At 70.9% G+C, this 19,528-nt stretch carries 16 protein-coding genes and 2 pseudogenes; 10 read left to right on the top strand and 8 right to left on the bottom strand.

Annotated elements, in window-relative coordinates:
* Positions 1–28: 28 nt before the first annotated feature.
* Entirely contained in the window at positions 29–2,476 is a 2,448-nt protein-coding gene (ppsA, locus tag OG332_RS42865; protein WP_327418509.1) for a phosphoenolpyruvate synthase, read from the bottom strand.
* Between the two features lie 316 nt (positions 2,477–2,792).
* Between ppsA and OG332_RS42860 the strand changes: the two are divergent.
* Positions 2,793–3,297 (top strand): annotated as a pseudogene (locus OG332_RS42860) (nicotinate phosphoribosyltransferase); the annotation flags it as partial.
* A 125-nt stretch (positions 3,298–3,422) separates the two neighbouring features.
* Here the strand turns inward: OG332_RS42860 and OG332_RS42855 are convergent.
* From OG332_RS42855 to OG332_RS42840, 4 genes and pseudogenes are all read right to left on the bottom strand, one after another.
* A complete protein-coding gene (locus OG332_RS42855) occupies positions 3,423–5,825 on the bottom strand; it encodes a glycoside hydrolase family 65 protein (RefSeq protein ID WP_327418508.1) in 2,403 nt (800 codons plus the stop codon).
* On the bottom strand, positions 5,822–6,580 hold the full coding sequence (locus tag OG332_RS42850) for an HAD family hydrolase (protein WP_327418507.1): 759 nt from the start codon (positions 6,578–6,580) through the stop codon (positions 5,822–5,824). The genes OG332_RS42855 and OG332_RS42850 overlap by 4 nt, the downstream gene beginning before the upstream one ends.
* The gene (locus tag OG332_RS42845) at positions 6,577–7,257 is read right to left on the bottom strand and encodes a helix-turn-helix domain-containing protein (protein WP_327418506.1); all 681 of its coding nucleotides are present in this window, start codon (positions 7,255–7,257) and stop codon (positions 6,577–6,579) included. Before OG332_RS42845 ends, OG332_RS42850 begins: the two co-directional genes overlap by 4 nt.
* Before the next feature lie 95 nt (positions 7,258–7,352).
* Positions 7,353–7,910, bottom strand: a pseudogene (locus OG332_RS42840) (alcohol dehydrogenase catalytic domain-containing protein); the annotation flags it as partial.
* A 186-nt stretch (positions 7,911–8,096) separates the two neighbouring features.
* Between OG332_RS42840 and OG332_RS42835 the strand changes: the two are divergent.
* From OG332_RS42835 to OG332_RS42825, 3 genes are all read left to right on the top strand, one after another.
* Positions 8,097–9,524 carry an MBL fold metallo-hydrolase gene (locus OG332_RS42835; protein ID WP_327418505.1) on the top strand — a complete coding sequence of 476 codons (1,428 nt, stop codon included), beginning with the start codon at positions 8,097–8,099 and terminating at the stop codon, positions 9,522–9,524.
* A 94-nt stretch (positions 9,525–9,618) separates the two neighbouring features.
* Positions 9,619–10,080 carry a cyclic nucleotide-binding domain-containing protein gene (locus OG332_RS42830; protein ID WP_327418504.1) on the top strand — a complete coding sequence of 154 codons (462 nt, stop codon included), beginning with the start codon at positions 9,619–9,621 and terminating at the stop codon, positions 10,078–10,080.
* 9 nt (positions 10,081–10,089) lie between these two features.
* Positions 10,090–10,743, top strand: a complete 654-nt coding sequence (locus tag OG332_RS42825; protein ID WP_327418503.1) for a CBS domain-containing protein — start codon at positions 10,090–10,092, stop codon at positions 10,741–10,743.
* A gap of 14 nt (positions 10,744–10,757) precedes the next feature.
* Here the strand turns inward: OG332_RS42825 and OG332_RS42820 are convergent, their stop codons facing one another.
* A complete protein-coding gene (locus OG332_RS42820; RefSeq protein ID WP_327418502.1) occupies positions 10,758–11,579 on the bottom strand; it encodes an ABC transporter permease subunit in 822 nt (273 codons plus the stop codon).
* On the bottom strand, positions 11,576–12,496 hold the full coding sequence (locus OG332_RS42815) for an ABC transporter ATP-binding protein (RefSeq protein WP_327418501.1): 921 nt from the start codon (positions 12,494–12,496) through the stop codon (positions 11,576–11,578). The genes OG332_RS42820 and OG332_RS42815 overlap by 4 nt, the downstream gene beginning before the upstream one ends.
* 144 nt (positions 12,497–12,640) lie before the next feature.
* On the opposite strand from OG332_RS42815, the gene OG332_RS42810 reads away from it, so the two are divergent.
* The 5 genes from OG332_RS42810 to OG332_RS42790 all read left to right on the top strand — a co-directional run bounded on the left by OG332_RS42810 (position 12,641) and on the right by OG332_RS42790 (position 16,127).
* Complete coding sequence (locus OG332_RS42810) at positions 12,641–14,017, top strand: rhodanese-like domain-containing protein (RefSeq protein ID WP_327418500.1); 1,377 nt, start codon at positions 12,641–12,643, stop codon at positions 14,015–14,017.
* A gap of 41 nt (positions 14,018–14,058) precedes the next feature.
* On the top strand, positions 14,059–14,418 hold the full coding sequence (locus OG332_RS42805) for a rhodanese-like domain-containing protein (RefSeq protein ID WP_327419542.1): 360 nt from the start codon (positions 14,059–14,061) through the stop codon (positions 14,416–14,418).
* Complete coding sequence (locus OG332_RS42800; RefSeq protein WP_327418499.1) at positions 14,415–15,161, top strand: sulfite exporter TauE/SafE family protein; 747 nt, start codon at positions 14,415–14,417, stop codon at positions 15,159–15,161. Before OG332_RS42805 ends, OG332_RS42800 begins: the two co-directional genes overlap by 4 nt.
* Before the next feature lie 61 nt (positions 15,162–15,222).
* Entirely contained in the window at positions 15,223–15,795 is a 573-nt protein-coding gene (locus OG332_RS42795; protein ID WP_327418498.1) for a rhodanese-like domain-containing protein, read from the top strand.
* 65 nt (positions 15,796–15,860) lie between these two features.
* Positions 15,861–16,127, top strand: a complete 267-nt coding sequence (locus OG332_RS42790) for a metal-sensitive transcriptional regulator (RefSeq protein ID WP_327418497.1) — start codon at positions 15,861–15,863, stop codon at positions 16,125–16,127.
* 345 nt (positions 16,128–16,472) lie between these two features.
* On the opposite strand, the gene OG332_RS42785 is transcribed toward OG332_RS42790, so the two are convergent.
* Positions 16,473–17,195, bottom strand: coding sequence for a hypothetical protein (locus OG332_RS42785; protein WP_327418496.1), 723 nt, complete (start codon positions 17,193–17,195; stop codon positions 16,473–16,475).
* A gap of 665 nt (positions 17,196–17,860) precedes the next feature.
* On the opposite strand from OG332_RS42785, the gene qcrB reads away from it, so the two are divergent.
* Positions 17,861–19,522 carry a cytochrome bc1 complex cytochrome b subunit gene (gene qcrB, locus OG332_RS42780; RefSeq protein WP_442816302.1) on the top strand — a complete coding sequence of 554 codons (1,662 nt, stop codon included), beginning with the start codon at positions 17,861–17,863 and terminating at the stop codon, positions 19,520–19,522.
* Positions 19,523–19,528: the final 6 nt, after the last annotated feature.

Here is a 19,528-nt window from a genome sequence, read left to right as displayed (position 1 = left end):
GCTTGAGCGCCTTCAGTGTTGTCTTCCTTCACTGTCGTGAGGGGGACGGCTGCTCCGCTTGGGGCCATCGGGTCCCGGATGGGGCCGTTCGGCCCTCCCCGTACCGGGCCAGTTCGGCGGCGGCCACGTGCTGCTTGACTGCGGCGAAGCTGTCCGGGGCGACGGAAATGGAGTCAATGCCGGTCTTGACCAGGAACTCGGTGAATGCCGGGTCGTCGCTGGGGCGCTGGCCGCACAGCCCTACCGGGCGGCCGACGGACTGGGCGCGCGGGACGAGGGTCTGGATGCTGCGGGTGACGGCCGGGTCGGTCTCGTCGAAGACGTGGGCGAGGGCTTCGGAGTCGCGGTCGACGCCGAGGGTGAGCTGGGTGAGGTCGTTGCTGCCGATGGAGAAGCCGTCGAACCGTTCGGCGAAGTCCTGGGCCAGGATGACGTTGGCGGGGATCTCCGCCATGACGTAGACCTTCAGGCCGTTCTCGCCTCGCGTGAGGCCTTCCTCTGCCATGACGCCCAGGACCCGGTCGGCCTCTTCGAGGGTGCGGCAGAAGGGGATCATGATGATGACGTTGGTCAGGCCCATCTCGTCGCGGACCCGGCGCAGGGCCCGGCATTCGAGGGCGAACCCTTCCCGGTATCCGTCGCTGTAGTAGCGGCTCGCGCCCCGCCAGCCGATCATCGGGTTGGCTTCGACCGGTTCGAACGGCCGGCCGCCGAGGAGGCGTGCGTACTCGTTGGTCTTGAAGTCGCTGGTCCGTACAACCACGGGGGCGGGCCACCGGGAGGCGGCGATCCGGGCGATGCCGTACGCGAGGCGGTCCGTGAAGTAACGGGTGCGGTCGAGGTGGCCCTCGGTGAGTTGATCGACGGCGCAGCGGTCGGCGTGGTCCAGGCGTTCGGGGTGCAGCAGGGCCATGGGGTGGACCTTGACCTGGTGCGCCACGATGAACTCCAGCCGGGCCAGGCCGACACCGTCGGCCGGCAGGCGCCACCATCGGAAGGCGGCGGACGGGTCGGCGAGGTTGAGCATGACGTGCGTCCGGGTGGCGGGGATGTCGGCGAGGTCGGTCTCGGTCTCCTCGTAGGCGAGCAGGCCGTCGTAGACGTTGCCGCGTCCGCCTTCGGCGCAGGAGACGGTCACTTTCCGTCCGTCGTGCAGGACGTGAGTCGCCCGCCCGGTGCCGACGACGGCGGGGACGCCGAGTTCGCGGCTGACGATCGCTGCGTGCGAGGTGCGGCCGCCGTGGTCGGTGACGATGGCGGAGGCACGCTTCATGATCGGTTCCCAGTCAGGGTCGGTGATGCCGGTGACGAGCACCCCGCCCGACGGGAAGCGGTCGAGGTCGACGGGAGCGTCCAGAGCGACGACCGGTCCGCTGCCGATGGCTTCGCCGACGGCGGTACCGTCCACGAGAGGCGTACCGGGCACGGCCGTCAGGCGGCAGCGGCGCAGGGTGGAGGCGGCGCGGCGGGACTGCACGGTCTCGGGCCGGGCCTGCACGATCCACAGGTCTCCGGTGAGGCCGTCCTTGGCCCATTCCAGGTCCATGGGGCAGCCGTAGTGCCCTTCGACGGTCAGTGCCCAGTCGGCGAGGAGCCGTACCTCGGTGTCGGTCAGGACCCTCTGCAAGCGCTCCTCGGCGGTGGTGTCGACGGTCCGGGTCAGTCCGAGCTCCGCGTAGACCGCCTTCCGCCGCTTCGCTCCGACGCGTACGTCGATCAGCGGGTCCAGCTCCGGGTCCTTCAGAGTGGGCTTGAAGACGGTGTACTCGTCGGGGTCGACCTGCCCGCTGACGACTGTCTCACCCAGTCCGCACGCCGCGCTGATGACGATGACCTCGGGGAATCCACTCTCGGGGTCGAGGGTGAAGATCACCCCGGCACCGGCGAGGTCCGACCGGACCATGATCTGGACGCCGACGGAGAGGGCGACCTGGAGGTGGTCGAAGCCCATACGCTCCCGGTAGTCGATGGCGCGGTCGGTGTAGAGGGACGCGTAACAGCGGTGCACCGACTCCAGCAGCCGGGCGGTCCCGCGCACGTTCAGGTACGTCTCCTGCTGGCCGGCGAAGCTCGCCTCCGGCAGGTCCTCGGCGGTGGCGCTGCTGCGTACGGCGACCTCCGGGTCCGCGCGTCCCTCGTCGCGCCCCAGCTGCTCGTACGCCGAGACGATCTCGGCCCGCAGTCCTGGGGGCAGCGGCTCGGCGAGGGTCAGCGACCGGATCACGGCCCCGACGTCGTCGAGCGCCGCGCCTTCGTGCAGGCGCGCGATCTGTTCCTCGATCCGCCCGCGCAGTCCGTGTCCGTCCAGCAGTTCTCCGTACGCGTCGGCCGTCGTGGCGAACCCCGGGGGGACGCGCACACCGGCATCGGCCAGGTGGGCGGTCATCTCACCCAGGGAGGCGTTCTTCCCCCCGACACTGCCGACGTCCTGTCGGCCTAGTTCCGCGAACGGAATGACGTGCCGTGTGCTTGCCATGACGACCTCCGGACTCAGTACGGGAGCGGGCGGCCGGACGGCGTGCGGAGGTCCAGCGGCGCGGGCTTGTGGGGGTGCTTCTGGTGGGGCTGGATCCGGATGCGCTGCATCGTGGCCACCTCTTCTGGAAACGGAGCCTGGATCGGCATCCCGGATTCACGATCACGCCTGGAGGTCGCTGTGCCGCAGTGCCGAGTGGGACAGCGGCGGGGGGCCGACCGGTCCGTACCTCGGAGGGGCCGACCTGCCCATGGCGGGCCGGGCAGGGGACCACAGGGCTCATGCCCGACGGGCGCAGGCCGTGCAGGCTGGGGGTATCTCCGAGACAACGACCACCGACCTCTACGAGGTGACGATGGCGATGTCGTACCTGCGAGAGGGTATGCGCGCCCCGGCCACCTTCAGCCTGTTCGTCCGGGATCTGCCGCCCGGCCGGGGATTCCTTGTCTCCGCCGGGGTGGAGCCTTCCCTGGACTACCTGTCCCACTTCCGGGTGAGCGCGGATGACGTCCGCGACTTCGCCGCCGCACTCCACAGGCCGCCTGAGGACCTGTCCGGCATGCTCGGCCTGCGCTTTGAAGGGGAAGTCCGCGCGATTCCGGAGGGGCACCTCGTGTTCGCAGGGGAACCCCTGCTGGAGGTCACCGCCCCGCTGGCCCAGGCCCAGCTCGTCGAGACGTACCTGCTCAGCCAACTCTGCCACCAGACCGCGGTCGCCGCCAAGGCGGCTCGTTGCGTGATCGCCGCGGAGGGCCGGACCCTGGTGGACTTCTCACTGCGCCGCGACCACGGGCCCCCGGGCCGGGCTGCAGGCCGCCCGTCGCCCCGAGGGTCCTGTGCCAACGGGTTCCCCTCGGTTGAGGGCCATGACCTCGGAGGTGAGGGGCCACCTCGAAGCGGCATTCGCCGTCCCGGTCGACGGGAGTCGCTGAACGAGTTCCACCGATCAGCTCCCTTCCATACGGAACCACCGCTGCCGACCTGGGGGCGCGGTCGCGGCCCGGCCACCGGGCAGGCGCAGCGGAAGAGGAGGGGCCGTTCGGGAGAAGGGCACCGCGATACCCAGCCTGCCGGGGACGAACCGGATACGGATGCCGCGGTGGCCCAGGCAGTCGACGGTGAAGGAGCAGCGCGGCACCTCCCGCAGCGGAACGGGGTCGATGCGCAGTCCGTCCGGGTCGGCCTCGAGCCCCACGATGCCCCGTTCAATGAGGTCGAGAGTGCCGGCCATGGCTCCGAGGTGAATGCCTTCGCCGGTGGTGCCGCCCTGGATGTCCATCACGTCTCCGAGCAGGGCTTCCTCGCAGTACCGCCAGGCGTCGGGGCCCTTGTGGCGGGCCAGGACCCAGCCGTGGACGAGGCTGCTGAGCGTCGACCCGTGACTCGTGCGCTGCAAGTAGTACGTGACGGTGGCCCGCCAGAGGTCATCGTCGAGCTCGTAGCCGAGCCGGGCGAAGATCTCGTGAAGCTCGGCGGGGCGGAAGAGATAGCCGAGCATGAGGGTGTCGGCCTGCTTCGACGCCTGGTAGCGGTTGACCGTGTCGCCTTCGGACTCCAGGATCCGGTCCAGTCGGCGGATGTCCGTGTACCGGCTGCGGTAGGCGTCCCAGTCCAGCTCGGCCAGATCGCCGTAGCCCTCGAACTGGCTGATGACATGGCCGTGCAAGGGGACGTAAAGACCTCGGGAGACGTCCTCCCAGCGGTTCAGTACCTCTGCGTCGAGGCCGAGTTGCTGCTCCAGCTGACGCATGCGCGTCGGTGGCAGCTCTGCGGCCAACTCGAGTCCTCGGGCCAGCACCCATGCGGCGGTCACGTTCGTGTACGCGTTGTCGTCGATCCCAGGAGCGGCGGCCCCGGGGTAGGTGTCGTGGTACTCGTCCGGGCCCATGATCCCGCGAATCCGGTAGCGCTCCCGGCTTGCATCGTATTGGGCGGCCGCTCCCCAGTATCGGGCGATGCTCATGAGCAGTTCGGCGCCGGGGCCGTAGAGGAATCCAGCGTCACCGGTGGTCTGCGCGTATCGCCAGACGTTCCAGGCGATGGCGGAACCGACATGGCGCTGGAGATGAGAGTGGTCCGGCAGCCAGCGGCCGGATCGTGGGTTGAGATGGAGTGTCTGCGTCTCCTCTCGCCCTGAACTGGCACTCTGCCAGGGGAACATCGCGCCCGGCCGACCGGCCCGCTGCGCTGCGGCACGGGCCGCGGGCAAACGACGGTGGCGGTACATGAGCACGGCGCGTGCGACCTCGGGGAAGTGCAGGGTGAGGTAGGGCGTGACGAACAGCTCGTCCCAGAAGACGTGGCCCCGGTACGCCTCTCCGTGCAGGCCTCTGGCGGGTACTCCGGCGTCGAGCTCCGCCGTGTGCGGGGAGAGGGTCTGCAGGACGTGGAAGGCGTGGAGGCGTAGGATCCGGCCGGCCTCACCGGGCACCTTCACTTCGCCCTGGCTCCACAGGTGTTCCCAGGCGGCCTTGTGGCCGGCGAGTGCGGTCGCGAATTCCGGTGCGTGCGTAACGTGTTCGACCGCAGAGGCGAGCGGATCGCCCACGGGTCGGTCCAACGAGCTGAAAAGAGCAGCGGACTTGAGAACGACGACAGGGCGACTACGGGAGATCGGCAAGCGGAAAGTCTGCGCGGTCGCCGCCTCCGTGCAGCTCAGGGTCACGGCGGCCAGGGGGCGGGAGGATGTGCGTACCGCGATGCCGATCCGGGTACGGAGGAAGGTCGTCTCGCAGGAGAGCCAGGCGATGCCGTCCGCGCCGACGCCGGCGCGGTGGCCGGTGAGGTGGCGCCCGTCGAGGGCCTGGTACCGCGCGACGCCGGCATTGGTGACGTCACCGTCGAGTACGGACTGGATCTCGATGGTCCCGCGCCATCCGTACGCCCGGAAGGTGCTCTGCTGGGCGGCGAGGTAGGGGTCCGCCATGTGAACCAGCCGGGTATGGGTGACGCCGAGCCGACGGCCGTGGCCGTCCTGATAGAGCATGCTGCGGGTGAGGGTCCCCGCGTGCAGGTCCAGGACGACGTGGTGGTGGCGCAGGCTCTCGTCGTCGGGAGTGAGCCAGTCCCCCGCCGGTCCGTCCTGCGGAAGGCAGCGGTAGCGCAGGCGGGTCCAGTCGGGGAGGTTGACCATGTCCTCGTTACCGACCTGCTTCTCCGCGACCTGCGAGGGGAGCCAGTTGTAGCAGCCCGCCGCGTAGGTGCCGGGATAGTGAACGGCGTCGGCGGGTGATTCGGGTGTGGCTCCGCGCGTGGCGAACCGACCGTTGCCGAGGGTGCACAGGGCCTCGACCACCCGCTCGGTCTTGGGGTCGTACCCGTCGAAAGTCCAGGTCCACAACGTGTTCACGGCCGCGCTCCGGCGACGGTGTCAACGACGGCGTTGAGGTCAGGCAGCACGACATCCGCGCCGTGAGCCCGCAGGGTCGCTGCGGCAGAAGTGCCGCCGGTCCGGTCGAGGCCGATCACCAGGCCGAAGTGCCCCCGTCGGCCTGCCTCCACCCCGGCCAGAGCGTCTTCGACCATCGCCGCGTCGGAGGGATCCACGCCCAGCCGGCGTACCGCTTCCAGAAACAGGGCGGGGTCCGGCTTGCCCGCCAGCGTCAGCCGGTCGGCGTCCGTGCCGTCCACCAGTACGTCGACGAGGCGGGCGATCCCGGCGGACTCCAGCAAAGGGCGGGCATGCCTGGATGCCGATGCGGCGGCGCACCGCATCCCCTGGGCGCGCAGCGCTTCGAGTGCGGGCCGGACTTCCGAGAACGCCTCGACGGCTCCGGCCTGGAGCGCTTCCGTGAACGCGTGCTCTTTCCGGGCAGCGACCGCCCATGCCGTGCCGCATCCCGGCGGGTCTGTGGAGTCGCCCGGCGGCAACTCGATGCCGCGGGCGGCCAGGAAGGCGAGCGCGCCGTCGAGTCGGGGTTTCCCGTCCACCAGCTCCCGGTACTCCCACTGGGCGTCGAAGGTCGGCTGGGCTGTGTGGCCGGTGCCGGCCGCCCAGGCATCGAGGCAGCCGTCGAAAGCGGACTTCCACGCGGCGGCATGCAGCGCGGCGGAGTCGAGGAGGACCCCGTCGGTGTCGAGGACGACGGCTCGAAGCGGGCTCACTGCCGGATCACACGGCGTCCGGTGATCCGGGTCGCAGTGACCTTCATCCAGTGGGTCCGCGGACCGCCGGCCCAGGGCAGGGAGTACGCGACGGCATCGAGCCGGGCGAGCTCCTTGGCATCGGTGACGCCTTCTGCCTCGCCCACGGCCATGACGCTCCAGCCCAGGCGCGTGACGTCGTCGATGTGATCGACCTCGAAAGCCACCTCCGTGCCTGTGGCCCGTGCGAGCACCGCGTCACCGGAGGTCCGGAAGGCGATGTCGCGGCCCGCCACCACGTAGTTGACCAGGAAGATCGCCGGACCGTCCGGGGTGAAGACGGCGATCCTGCCGACACCGTGCGTGGACAGCAGCCGCCGGCACTCGCCTTCGGACAACTCGACCAGCTCGGCGCTCACCACGGCCGTTCCTCTGCCGGGCGGATACTCAGTCGTCGCGCCGGAGAGTTCCGAGGTGGTCGTCTCCAGCGCGTCCGCGAGCCGCAGGAGGGATCCGATCGCCGGTGCAGCGGCGTGTTCCTCCAAGTAGGTGATGTACGCGCCGTCAGCCCCGCAGCGCTCACCCAGTTGGTCCCTGGTGAGGCCGAGTTCCTCGCGGCGAGCGGCGATCCGCCGGCCAAGGTCGGTGCGCCCGGCAGGCGCCTCTGCGGCGCCCGGTCCGTGTTGGATTCTGCTCATCGTCTTCACGTCCTCTCGGTGTCACGGCTGGGTGGCCGGGACAGTGACGGCGTTGTGCTGCGGTCCGCCCAGCGCGACCTTGAGTGCACCGGTGTCGCCGGCGCGGGAGAACACGTCGCAGGCGGTCCCCCGCCGACCACGACGACGGTGCCGGGCCGGACGTTGCCGTTCAGCACTCCCACCTCGTGGGAGGCCGGGAAGATGTCCGCGAGCAGCACGGCGTCGTAGCTGTCGACCGCACTGGGCAGCGAGTGGACGGAAAGTTCGGCGAAGGGCGCCCTGACGTACTCGGCCTGGGTGCCGTCGACGGTGTGGCCCAAGACCCTGCCGGCGCCCCCGCGGCACTGGCCGCAGTGGCCCTCTCGGCAGAAGCGGCACCGGCCGCAGGCCGAGACGCAGGAGACCAGCACGCGATCGCCTGCGCGGTCCGAGCGGACGTCACCGCCGGCCTCGACGACCGTGCCGACCGCCTCGTGACCGAGGATCCGTCCGGGCGCCACCTCCGGCACGTCGCCCTTGATGATGTGCACGTCGGTGCCGCAGACGGTGACGTCGTCGACATGGACGATCGCACCCGCAGCCTCCTTGACACCCGGGTCCGCGACGTCCTGCCATGCGATCTTTCCTGGGCCCTGGAAGACGAATGCCTTCATTTCGCCCCGCTTCCCGTCTGCCCTGTTCGGTGCCCTGTTTGGCGGTGTCACTGCCAGGCTGACCCGGACTCGATCGGCCGCGCATGGGCCGGTCGGTCCCCCGGCAGGGCCTGTCGGCCCCCTGCCGGCCCTTACACGCGGTGCAATGGTGAGAACCGGATCCCCTTACCGAAGGGAGGGCGGGTCATGTCCGAGACAGCCCCGCGCCCCGCTGCCACCTCGCCCAGACCCGCACTCCTGCGGCTGCTCGGTGCAGTACGCACGGTCACCGGCAGCAAGTTCCTCATCGAGAGCGACCACGCCCGCATCCTGGTCGACTGCGGGCTCTTCCAGGGTTTCGCGGACCTGCGCCGTCGCAACTGGAAGAAGCCCGGCTTCGATGCCTCCGACCTCCGCGCCGTGGTCCTCACCCATGCTCACCTGGACCACTGCGGCTATCTGCCGCGCCTGGTCCGGCACGGCTTCCGCGGTCCGATCCTGAGCACCGCCCCGACCGCCCGGCTCGTCGAGATCGTGCTCCGTGACAGCGCCCGCCTCCAGATGGAGGCAGCCGAGCACGCCAACAGCCACGGCTGGTCCAAGCACCGCCCGGCCAAGCCGCTCTACGACGACACGGACGTCGAGAACACGCTGAAGTTCTTCGACCCGGTCGAAGTCGGGAGCGAGATCGAGATCATGGCCGGAACGAAGCTGAGGCTGCACCACGGCGGGCACATCCTCGGCTCCGCCTGGGCCCACCTCACGCTGGAGGACGGCCACACCCTGGCCGTCAGTGGCGACCTCGGCCGCCCCGGGCACCCCCTGCTGCTGCCCCCGGAGCCGTTCTCCGGCGCCGACGTGCTGCTGATGGAGTCCACCTACGGCGACCGCCGCCACGACCACGAGACGGCGCGGCGCGAGTTCGCTGCCGTGATCACCCGAACACTGTCGCGTGGCGGAACCGTGGTCATCCCGGCGTTCGCGATCGACCGGACCGAGGTCGTCCTGCACGAGCTGGCCGAACTGCGCCGCGACGGCACGCTGCCCCGGCGCGTACCCGTCTACGTGGACAGCCCCATGGCCCTGGCCGCCCTGGACGTCTACCGGGACGCCCTGCGCTCCCGTTCTCCTGAGCTGCGGCCCGAGGTCCTGGCCCAGGGCGAGGCGGCGTTCAGCCCGGAGCCTTTCCTGGCCGCTCGCACCGTCCAGGAATCGATCGCCATCAACAGCACCACAGGCCCCGCGGTCATCGTCTCCTCCGCCGGCATGGCCACCGGTGGCCGGGTCCTGCACCACCTCCACCGGCTCTTGCCCGACCCTCGCAACGCCGTCGTCGTCGTCGGCTTCGCCGCCGCAGGCACCCGGGCCCGCGACCTCGTCGACGGCGCCCGCACCCTCAAGATGTTCGGCGAGTACATCCCCGTACGTGCCGAGGTGGCCGACGTACCCCACTTCTCCGCCCACGCCGACGCCGACCAGATCATCGACTGGCTGCGCGCCGCCCCCGCCCCGCACACCACCTACCTGGTCCACGGCGAGGAGACCGCCGCCGAGACCCTACGGGACCGCATCGACCGCGAGCTGGGCTGGACGGCCGTCGTACCCAAGCCCGGGGAGGCCGTCCTGGTCCGCTGACCCGGGCCGTACGGGCCCTGCGGTATGCACCGCGAGACCCTCCCGCACCCCGAGGACCGGCGCGAGCCTGAAGGTGAAGGGCTGGAGGCACACCATGAACACTCTCCTGGGCGAGAGGGAACCCGAAGCGCGTGAGGCCCTGCTCGCCCACGCCCACCGCGTGGACATCCCCGCCGGAACCCGCATCTTCCAGGAACGACAACGGGCCGACCGCTTCTGGATCATCGAGAACGGCACGGTCGACCTCGACCTGCACGTCCCCGGGCACAAGGCCGCCGTCATCGACACCCTCGGTTCGGGAGAGCTCCTCGGCTGGTCCTGGATGGTCCCGCCCTGCGCCTGGCACCTGGGCGCCGTCACCACCCACCCCGTCCGCGCACTCGAATTCGACGCAGGGGCCGTACGGAAGCTCTGCGACGAGAACCCCGCCGTGGGCCGTTGCCTATCGGCCGCTGTGGCCGCAGTCATCGCCCGGCGGCTCGACTCGGCCCGCACCCGGATCCTCGACCTGTTCGCACCCCACCACAGCGACATGCCCCTCGCCTACGCCCGCTGAGGACCAGCCATGACCTCCACCCCGTACACCGTCAACGACGTCATGACGAAGACCGTCGTCACCGTCACGCCCGCCGCCGAATTCAAGGAGATCGCCACCGCGATGGAGCGCTGGAAGGTCACCGCGGTCCCGGTCATCGAAGGCGAAGCGCATGTCGTCGGCGTCGTCTCCGAGGCCGACCTCCTCACCAAGGAGGAGTTCCACGAACACGGACCGAGCCTCATCGAGCAGATGCGCCGCCTCGGCGACACCGCGAAGGCCGGATCGGTCCGCGCCGAGCAGCTGATGACAAGCCCGGCCGTCACCATCCGCCCCGACGCCACGCTCCCCCAGGCTGCCCGGCTGATGGCCGACCGCCGCATCAAGCGTCTCCCGGTCGTGGATGCCGACGGCACTCTCCTCGGCATCGTCAGCCGCGCCGACCTCCTGAAGGTCTTCCTTCGCTCCGACGACGACCTGACCGCCGAAGTCCGCCGCGAGGTCGTCGAGCGGCTCTTCCCGCTCTCGCAACATGACATCACGGTTGAGGTGACGCACGGCGTCGTCACGCTGAGGGGCAGGACCCGCGACCCTCACCTCATCCCCGTGGCCACTCGCCTCGCCCGGGCTGTCGAAGGCGTGGTCGGTGTGCACTCCCGACTCGAAGGCCCCGCATCCCCCTGACCGCTGTCCCTGCACTACGGGGCCAGGTCCCGCTTCATCAGCAACGCGTGGCCCAGGATGAGCCCCACCGCTCCGACCCCGACCAGAACGCCCAACTGCGGCCACAGCACGTGGCCCTGCGCCAGTGCGTCACCCGGCGTGTAGTAGTGGAAGGGACTGATGAACCGCAGCGGCGCCGCCTTCGACCAGGCCAGCGCGATGAAGTTCACCGCGAAGCCGACCGCCCCGATCGCGATCGTCGCACCGATCACCTGGGCGCGTCGGCTCCCCCATGCGGACACGGCCAGAGCCGGTCCGGCCAGGCACAGCGCGAAGCCGCACCCCATCAGCCCGGCGGCGAACACACCGCTGAGCGGCACGTCCCGGTGGATGTCCGGCGACAGCCAGACGCCCGCCGCCACCGTCAGCGTCGCCGCGGCGTTCAGAGCGAGGGCGGCGATCACCACGGCGGCCGTCCGCTCCGCGAGCAGCCGGTTGCGGCTCACGGGGCGCACCATGATCAGCTCGATCGTCCCGGATTCCACGTCGGCCGCCACCGCGGCCGCGGCCAGCGCCCCGATCGCGGTCAGCTGCATGGCGATCCAGAACGGATGCACCAGTCCGGCCCCGAGCAGCCCGGGATAGCTCGCGATCGAGACGTCCCCGCCCGACCCGCTGAACGCCCGGTACGCCGACGGCGGGCCCTTCCCGCCCGCCGAGAACAGCTGGCCCGGCGCGATCGTGTTCGCCACCACCACGATCAGCGCCTCGAAGACGACCATCCCCACCACCAGGGCCATCAGCATCCGCCGGCGCCGGTGCAGTGCCAGCCACAGCAGGGGCCACCGCGTCTTCACGGCGCCGCCCCCTCCGTCTTGCCGTTGCGGTACAGATCCAGGAACGCCTCGTCCAGACCCGCCTCCTCCACGATGGCGTCGGCCACCCCCAGGGCCAGCAGCTCGCGCAGTGCCCCCACCACCTCGCTCGGGGGTACGAGCAGCTCGACCCGGTCGCCTTCCCAGCGGGGCACCCACTGCTCCGCGCGCCCCAAAACGCGTGCCCCCTTCCCGTCACCGAAAGTCAGGCGGATCCGCCGCGCACGCGCCTCCCGCAGGGCGGCCACGCTCTCCACCGTCACCAGGCGCCCGTCCCGGACGATCGCCACGCGTCCGCAGGCCCGCTGCACCTCCGGGAGCACATGGCTGGACAACAGCACGGTGCGGCCGTCGGCGGCTGCCTGCTCCATCAGCTCGAAGAACGTCTCCTGCACCAGAGGGTCCAGCCCCTCGGTCGGCTCGTCCAGCACCACGAGCCGGGGATCGTGCTGCAGCGCCTGCACCAGGCCCAGCTTCTGTTTCATACCGCGCGAGTACCCGCCGACCGTGCGCCGCAGGACCGCGGGCGTCAGTCCCAGCCGCTCGCACAGCTCGGCTCGCCGTGTGCAGGGCCGACCCTGGAGGGAACACAGCAGGTCGAGGGTCTGGGCCCCGGTGAGCTCCGGGTACAGCCGCAGCTCACCCGGGAGATAGCCGAGTTCCCGAGCCACCCGGCGGTGATCGGCGAGCGGGTCCATCCCCAGCACCCGCACGTGCCCGGCCGTCGGGCGCAGCAAGCCGGTCAGGCATCTGAGGGTGGTGGTCTTGCCCGCCCCGTTCGGCCCGAGGAAGCCGAACACCTCGCCCGGACCGATGCCGAGTGTGAGTTCCTCCACCCCGACCACTGCCCCGTACCGCTTGGTCAGTCCTCTGAGCTCGATCGCGTCCATGGCGCCCATCCCACCAGTCTGTGCCCTGGCCCGGACCGACGCGCAGTGAGCCGGGAACGGCCCCCACGGCGCCACCGAAAATACCCCCGGGGGTACTAATGCTACGCTCGAGACATACCCCCGGGGGTAGTCTTCACGAGAAGGAGCGACAGCGTGTTCTTCATCGACACCCTTGAACTGGAAGGGCTCGGCAACCGCAGCTACCTGGCGGGCGGTGCCCACACGGCCGTGGCGGTGGATCCGCCGCGCGACGTCGACCAGGTGCTCGCCGTTGCGGCACGGCGCGGGGTACGGATCTCCCACGTCGTGGAGACGCACGTCCACAACGACTACGTCACCGGCGGCCTGGACCTGGCCCGCCTCACCGGCGCGGCCTACCTGGTGCCCGCCGCGGCCCGGGTGTCCTTCGACCGCACCCCCGTCCACGACGGCGACACCTTCGCCGTGGACGACGGCATCACGCTGCGGGCCCTGGCCACCCCCGGCCACACCCCGCACCACACCTCCTACGTTCTGGAGGAGCGGGGTGCGGCCGTCGCCGTGTTCACCGGGGGTTCCCTGCTGATCGGTACGGTGGGGCGGCCCGACCTGGTCGAACCGCGGCTGACCGAGGAGCTGGCCCGCGCCCAGCACGCTTCCGCGCAGCGGCTGGCCGCCGAGCTTCCGGACGAGACGGAGGTCCTGCCCACCCACGGGTTCGGCAGCTTCTGCTCCTTCGCCCAGGCCGACGGGGACGTCACCACCATCGGCAAGGAGAAGGCGGGCAACGACGCCCTCGTCCAAGACGTCGACGCCTTCGTCGCCGGCCTGCTGGCCGGGCTCGACGACGTACCCGCCTACTACGTCCACATGGGCCCGGCCAACGCCGCGGGTCCGGCTCCGGTCGACCTCACCGCACCTCCCTTGGCGGACGCCGCCGACATCGCCGCCCGCCTGGCGGCCGGGGAGTGGGTGGTCGACCTGCGCAACCGCATCGCGTTCGCCCGGGGGCACGTAGCCGGATCGTTCAACTTCGAGGCCGACGGGAAGATCGCGACCTACCTCGCGTGGTTGATCCCCTGGGGCAAGCCCGTCACGCTCCTCGCGCAATCCCCCGAGCAGCTGGCGAAGGCTCAGCGGGAACTGGCCCGGGTCGGGATCGACCGCCCGGCCGCCGCTGCCACCGGAGAGCCTGCCGAGTGGATCTCCGCGAACCAAGGGCTGCGGAGCTTCCCGCGGGCCACGTTCGCCGACCTCGCCGCCCTGGACCCCTACGAGCACCGGATCGTGCTGGACGTACGGCGGGACTCGGAACGCGCGGACGGCTGGATCAAGGACTCGGTGCACATCCCGATCCACCAGCTCCACCGACGCCAGCGCGAGCTGCCGGCCGGAGTGGTGTGGGTCCACTGCGCGGGCGGAATGCGCGCGGGGATCGCCGCCTCCCTGCTCGACGCCGCCGGACGCGATGTCGTGGCCGTCGACGACTCCTTCGACGCCGCCCGGAGCACGGGCCTCCCGATGATCACCGGACCCCGTTCCGACAGCTGACGGCTCGCCCTCCCCGTTCCCGACGAGAGAAAGACCCGATGATGTTCCTCTTCCGGCGCGGCCCCGCCCGCGTGACTCCAGCCGATGCCCATCAGCGCGCCCGAGACGAGGGCGCCGTCCTGCTCGACGTACGCGAGCGGGCGGAATGGACCGCCGGGCACGCACCCGGCGCCGTGCACGCCCCGCTCTCCGCCCTGCTGGCCGGCGCCGGCCTGCCCCCGGCCGCCCAAGGGCGGCCGCTGATGGTGATCTGCCGCTCCGGACACCGGTCCCAGCGGGCCGCGAGAATCCTGACCGAACGCGGAGCCGAGGCCGTCGACGTCAAGGGCGGCATGAACGCCTGGGCCGCGGCGGGACTGCCGGTCGTCGACGGCCACGGAAGCAGCGGCTCGATAGCGTGAGCATGCTCGTCCTCGCCCTGGTCGCAGGAGCCGTCGTCGGCCTGGCACTCGGCGCCCTCGGGGGCGGTGGCAGCGTGCTCGCGGTCCCGGCACTGATCTACCTGCTCGGCTTCACCCCGGCCGCCGCCACCACCGCGTCGCTCGTCATCGTCACCGCCACTTCCGCCACTGCCCTTTACACCCACGCCACCTCCGGCAACGTCTGCTGGAGAACCGGCTCCCTCTTCGCAGCCGCCGGCATCCCTCCCGCCATGGCGGTAGCCGCCCTCGCCGCACGACTGCCCGGACAGCTGCTCACCGCCGCGTTCGCAGCCGTCGCGGGTCTCGCGGCCCTGCGCATGCTCAAGTCCCCCGCACCCCAGAACGAGGTCCGCCCGGTCCGCCCCGGACGCGCCGCCGGAGCCGGCGCGGGCCTGGGGGCGGTCACCGGATTCCTGGGCGTCGGCGGCGGATTCCTCGCCGTCCCCGCCCTGGTAGGAGTGCTGGGTCTGAGGATGCGGGCGGCCATCGGGACCAGCCTGCTCGTCATCACCGTCAACTCGCTCGCCGCACTCACCGTCCGTACCGGCGGGGCCGGGCCTCTGGACTGGGCAGTCGTCGCGCCCTTCACCGGGGCGGCGATCCTCGCCGCCTGGGACGGAAAGCGCCTGTCCGCCTCGATCAAGGGCCCGGCCCTGCAACGCGTCTTCGCTGTCGTGCTGCTGTCCGTCGCGGCCTTCATGCTCACCGACGCGATCCGCTGACAGCGGGTCCGTCCCCACGGCCACCCCCACCGCCAACATCCAGCAGGAGAGACCGTCCGCCATGAGCACTCCCCACGCCCTCAGCTCCGAACAGGCCCTCACCCGCCTGCACGAGCTCACCGTCCTCGACGTCCGCACCCCGGGCGAATACGCCACAGGCCACCTGCCCGGCGCCCTGAACATCCCCCTCGATCAGATCTCGCGTGCCCTCCCCGCCATCCACCACGCCGCCGACCGCGGCGACATCCTGGTGGTCTGCGCCTCCGGAGCACGCTCCGACAGCGCCTGCAAGACGCTCGCCGAGCACGGAACCGACACCGCCACCCTCGCCGGGGGCACCGGCGCCTGGGCCGCCGCGGGCCATGACCTCCACCACCCCGAGCAAGGCTCGCGCACTACGTGGGGCATAGAACGCCAGGTCCGCCTGACCGCCGGCGCTCTCGTCCTGGCAGGCCTCGGGCTCGGCTTGCTCCACCCCGCCTTCCAGCTCGTCTCCGCCGCCGTCGCCGGCGGACTGGCCTTCTCCGCCCTCACCAACAGCTGCGGCATGGCAGCCGTCCTCGCCAAACTCCCCCACAACCGGCCGCGGCATGGCGACCTCGATGCCACACTGGCAGCCCTCCTCGACCACTGACCCCGGAGACAAATACCCCCTGGGGTACCATGGAGACGAACGGCACACCAATCAGGAGGTACCCGGTGAAGGTCGACGACGAGGCGGTCAGCTCAGTCCTCAACCGACTGCGCCGAGCCCAGGGGCAGCTCGCCGGTGTCATCGCCATGATCGAAGCCGGGCGGGACTGCAAGGACGTCGTCACCCAGCTCGCCGCCGTCTCCAAGGCACTCGACCGTGCCGGCTTCAAAATCGTCGCCAGTGGCATGCGCCAGTGCATGAACAGCGCCGACGAGAGCCAGGCCCCCATGACCGAGGCAGAACTCGAAAAGCTCTTCCTCACCCTGGCCTGACAACCATCCGGAAGACGCGCGGGCCGTTGTTCCGGCACGTCCCCCGGCCTCGCTCGGTCCATGGGCGCCGCACTGGAGGCGGCATCCGCCCCACCCCATGGGTCCGGACGCGACGGAGGTCGCCCACTGGGTCGTGCTCTGCGGACCCACCCAACGGGCCGGCCCACCCGCCTCTATCCCGTAGTCGACCACGTGATGGTTGGTTCGGGTACCGGCGGGCACGTCGTCGGGTCATCGGTCACCCGCGGGCAGCGCGGTGACCGGATCGACAACGGATCCGACGCGGCAGGTACACGAGCACACCGCGTTCGTCCCTCTCGGTGGCAGTCCCATGAGGGACCCGCCTCACCCGGACCGCAGCCGGCGAACCCGGGCGCCGAACACGCGCCAGCGCCGCTCGTTGTCGCGCACGAGTGTTGCCGATTCCGCAAGGAGGTCCGCCGCTCGGTCGAGCAGCTCGGACGCCGAGTAGAGGTAGGCGGGGGCGTTCCGCTCGGACCGGAGGTCGGACCGCAGCGCCGCAGGCGAGAACGTGACCCGGCCCAACAAGTCGAGCGAGCGGCGCAGCAGCCTGGCAACCAGTGCCAGCAACCCCGCCGACTGCCAGTCGTTGGCAATGATGCGGTGGCGCTCGCCGAGCAGGTCGGCAAGCGCCGGATAGGCGGCCAGCAGGCCGACGGCCTCCCACGCCTGCTCCATGGCGTGCGCCAGCCAGATTCCGGTCTGCTCGCTGTCTTCCGCAAGCTCCCTGACATCCCGCTTCAGCCGCAGGAGCTCGGCGGGCTCGTCCTCCCCCTCCATGAAGAGGATCCCCGACTCCGCGACGAGCCCGGGGGCATTCAGATCCTCCGCCCCGGCGAACGGATTCCCTGCCGACTCACCGACGTCGATCACGCTCCACCGGCCTGCCAGCGACTTCAGTGCCCGGGACCGCGCCTGAAGCTCGTCTGCCTGCCGCAGCGGAGCCTGCGCGTAGAACTGCTCGTGTTCTCGATGGAACCGCGCGAGGTTGGCAATCACCTGCAACAGCGGTTCGGGAGGGTTGGTCTGCGCCTCGTGCTCGGGCATGCGAGAAGTGTGCGCCCAGGGCCACGCCCACCCGAATGACGACACGCCGCCCGGTAGGGGACAGAGGTCAACTCAGGGGGAAGCCACCAACACATTCGCTGACTGCCCGCGATGGTGGCGATCGGCGGTGACAGCCGATCAACAGCAGGACCGGCGTCTCCCGCTGCCGGTGCAGGGCCGGTCACGGCAGCGCCCACGGGCTCCTGGCGTCGCAGCAGCCGTTGCGGCGCCCTCACCAGGAGCGCAGGCTTTCTGTACAGGCGGAGCCAAACCCAGCCGGGAGACGGACGAGAGCATGGCGCACCCCGCAGACCGTCGCACTACGACATGGGCCTCGTCCTGGGAGGCCCATCTGACGGCCGCGGACATCTGTAACCGGCCGCTGTAGAACTGGCAGTCCGAGCTGCTCGCCGTGGCAGCGGCGGCGATCCTGTCCGAGTGCCTGCGCCCGCGCGGATCCCCCGAATCCGAGCCCGGCCGGGGTCCCGTACACCTCTGCCGGCGTGGATGGCTGACCGCACGGGCGGGGCAGCCCTGGCGCCAGGGTCCGCCCTGTACGGCAGGGGCCGATCACGTGGTTTCGGGCGTTCCGGTCGCGTGTCTCCCCCTGGAGCGCCCCCCGGAGGACCATGCTCCGCGCAGGGAACTGACGGGCGGAGGCGACGGTGCTGCTGAAGAGGACACGGGTCCGCGCCGCGAGGGGGGCGGGCCGGGCGGCGCGCCGTTCGTTCCACGGATTGGACGAGCGCCTGCCGCTCGCCGAGGTGGCACGGACCACCGTGCGCAAGGCCTTCCCGGACCACTGGTCGTTCCTCCTCGGGGAGATCGCCCTCTACAGCCTGCTCGTCCTGCTCCTGACCGGCACCTGGCTCACCTTCTTCTTCCAGCCGTCGATGCAGGACACCGTCTACGCAGGTCCGTACGCCCCGCTGCGCGGCCTGCAGGTCTCCGAGGCGTACGCGTCCACCCTGCGCATCAGCTTCGAGGTGCGCGGCGGCCTGCTGATCCGCCAGATGCACCACTGGGCGGCGCTGGTGTTCGTGTTCGCGATCGGCGCCCATCTGCTGCGCGTGTTCCTCACGGGCGCGTTCCGCCGGCCGAGGGAGGCGAACTGGGTGGTCGGGGTGACCATGCTGCTGCTGGCACTCGTGGAGGGTTTCGCCGGCTACTCCCTGCCGGACGACCTGCTGTCGGGTACGGGGCTGCGGACCGCCCAGGGGATCATGTTGTCCGTGCCCGTGGCCGGGACGTATCTGTCCTTCCTCGCCTTCGGCGGCGAGTACCCGGGCCAGGACATCGTGGCGCGCCTGTATCCCGTCCACATCCTCCTCGTACCCGGCCTGCTCGTGGGGCTGGTCTCCCTGCACCTGCTGCTGGTGGTGCACCTGAAGCACACTCAGTGGGCGGGTCCCGGCCGCACCGGCCGCAACGTCGTGGGCCAGCCGTTCTTCCCGCACTACGTTGCGAAGTCCGCCGGGCTGTTCTTCCTGACCGCCGCCGTCCTCACCGCCGTCGGCGCGCTCGCCCAGATCAACCCGGTCTGGGCGTACGGCCCTTACCGGACGGACGTGGTGTCCACGGGTGCGCAGCCTGACTGGTACGTCGGCTTCCTGGAGGGTGCGCTGCGCCTGATGCCCGGGGTCGAGACCCGGCTGTGGGGGCACACGCTCATGTGGAATCCGCTGGTGCCCGGCGTTCTGCTTCCCGGTCTGCTGTTCGCCGGTCTGTACGCGTACCCGTTCTTCGAGCGTTGGATCACCGGCAGCCACGGCGAGCGCCATGTGTGCGACCGGCCCCGGAACCGTCCCGCCCGGACTGCCCTGGGTATCGCCGTCCTCACCTTCTACGCCGTGCTGCTGCTGGCCGGTGCTCAGGACATCGCCGCCTTCATCACCGAGATTTCGGTACAGGCCATCACCTGGACCCTGCGCTGCGCGGTCGTGCTCCTGCCTCCTCTCGCGTTCTGGCTCACCCGGCGCCTGTGCCTCGCGCTTCAGGCCGGCGATGCCGAGCAGCTGGTGCACGGGACGGAGAGCGGCGAGGTGCGCGAGAGCGTGGAAGGCGGCTTCGAGGCCCTGCGCGTACCGCTGCCCGCCGAGCAGCGCCACGTCAACGCCGTGTACGAGGTGAACACCCCGCTGCCCCGCCAGTCGGCCGGATCTGCCTCGGCGCGGAGGACGTGGCCGGCCCGTCTGCGCGATGCCCTCAGCCGCTGGTACTACGCGGGCCGCTTGCGGTCCCCGCTCAGCGCGGAGGACCGCCGGCGGGCACAGGACATGATCGCCGGACCGGACGAGCCCGTCCGGGAACGCGCGGACCGGACCTGAGAGAGC

It is taken from the genome of Streptomyces sp. NBC_01233 (assembly GCF_035989305.1).
Taxonomy (GTDB): domain Bacteria; phylum Actinomycetota; class Actinomycetes; order Streptomycetales; family Streptomycetaceae; genus Streptomyces.
This window is presented reverse-complemented; position numbering and strand designations above follow the sequence as displayed.

What these genes read in the sequence shown, in the direction of transcription:
- ppsA (WP_327418509.1), bottom strand. Translation starts at nt 2,476, where the DNA reads ATGGCAAGCACACGGCACGTCATTCCGTTCGCGGAACTAGGCCGACAG.
- OG332_RS42845 (WP_327418506.1), bottom strand. Translation starts at nt 7,257, where the DNA reads ATGAGCAGAATCCAACACGGACCGGGCGCCGCAGAGGCGCCTGCCGGG.
- OG332_RS42835 (WP_327418505.1), top strand. Translation starts at nt 8,097, where the DNA reads ATGTCCGAGACAGCCCCGCGCCCCGCTGCCACCTCGCCCAGACCCGCA.
- OG332_RS42830 (WP_327418504.1), top strand. Translation starts at nt 9,619, where the DNA reads ATGAACACTCTCCTGGGCGAGAGGGAACCCGAAGCGCGTGAGGCCCTG.
- OG332_RS42825 (WP_327418503.1), top strand. Translation starts at nt 10,090, where the DNA reads ATGACCTCCACCCCGTACACCGTCAACGACGTCATGACGAAGACCGTC.
- OG332_RS42815 (WP_327418501.1), bottom strand. Translation starts at nt 12,496, where the DNA reads ATGGGCGCCATGGACGCGATCGAGCTCAGAGGACTGACCAAGCGGTAC.
- OG332_RS42805 (WP_327419542.1), top strand. Translation starts at nt 14,059, where the DNA reads ATGTTCCTCTTCCGGCGCGGCCCCGCCCGCGTGACTCCAGCCGATGCC.
- OG332_RS42795 (WP_327418498.1), top strand. Translation starts at nt 15,223, where the DNA reads ATGAGCACTCCCCACGCCCTCAGCTCCGAACAGGCCCTCACCCGCCTG.
- OG332_RS42785 (WP_327418496.1), bottom strand. Translation starts at nt 17,195, where the DNA reads ATGCCCGAGCACGAGGCGCAGACCAACCCTCCCGAACCGCTGTTGCAG.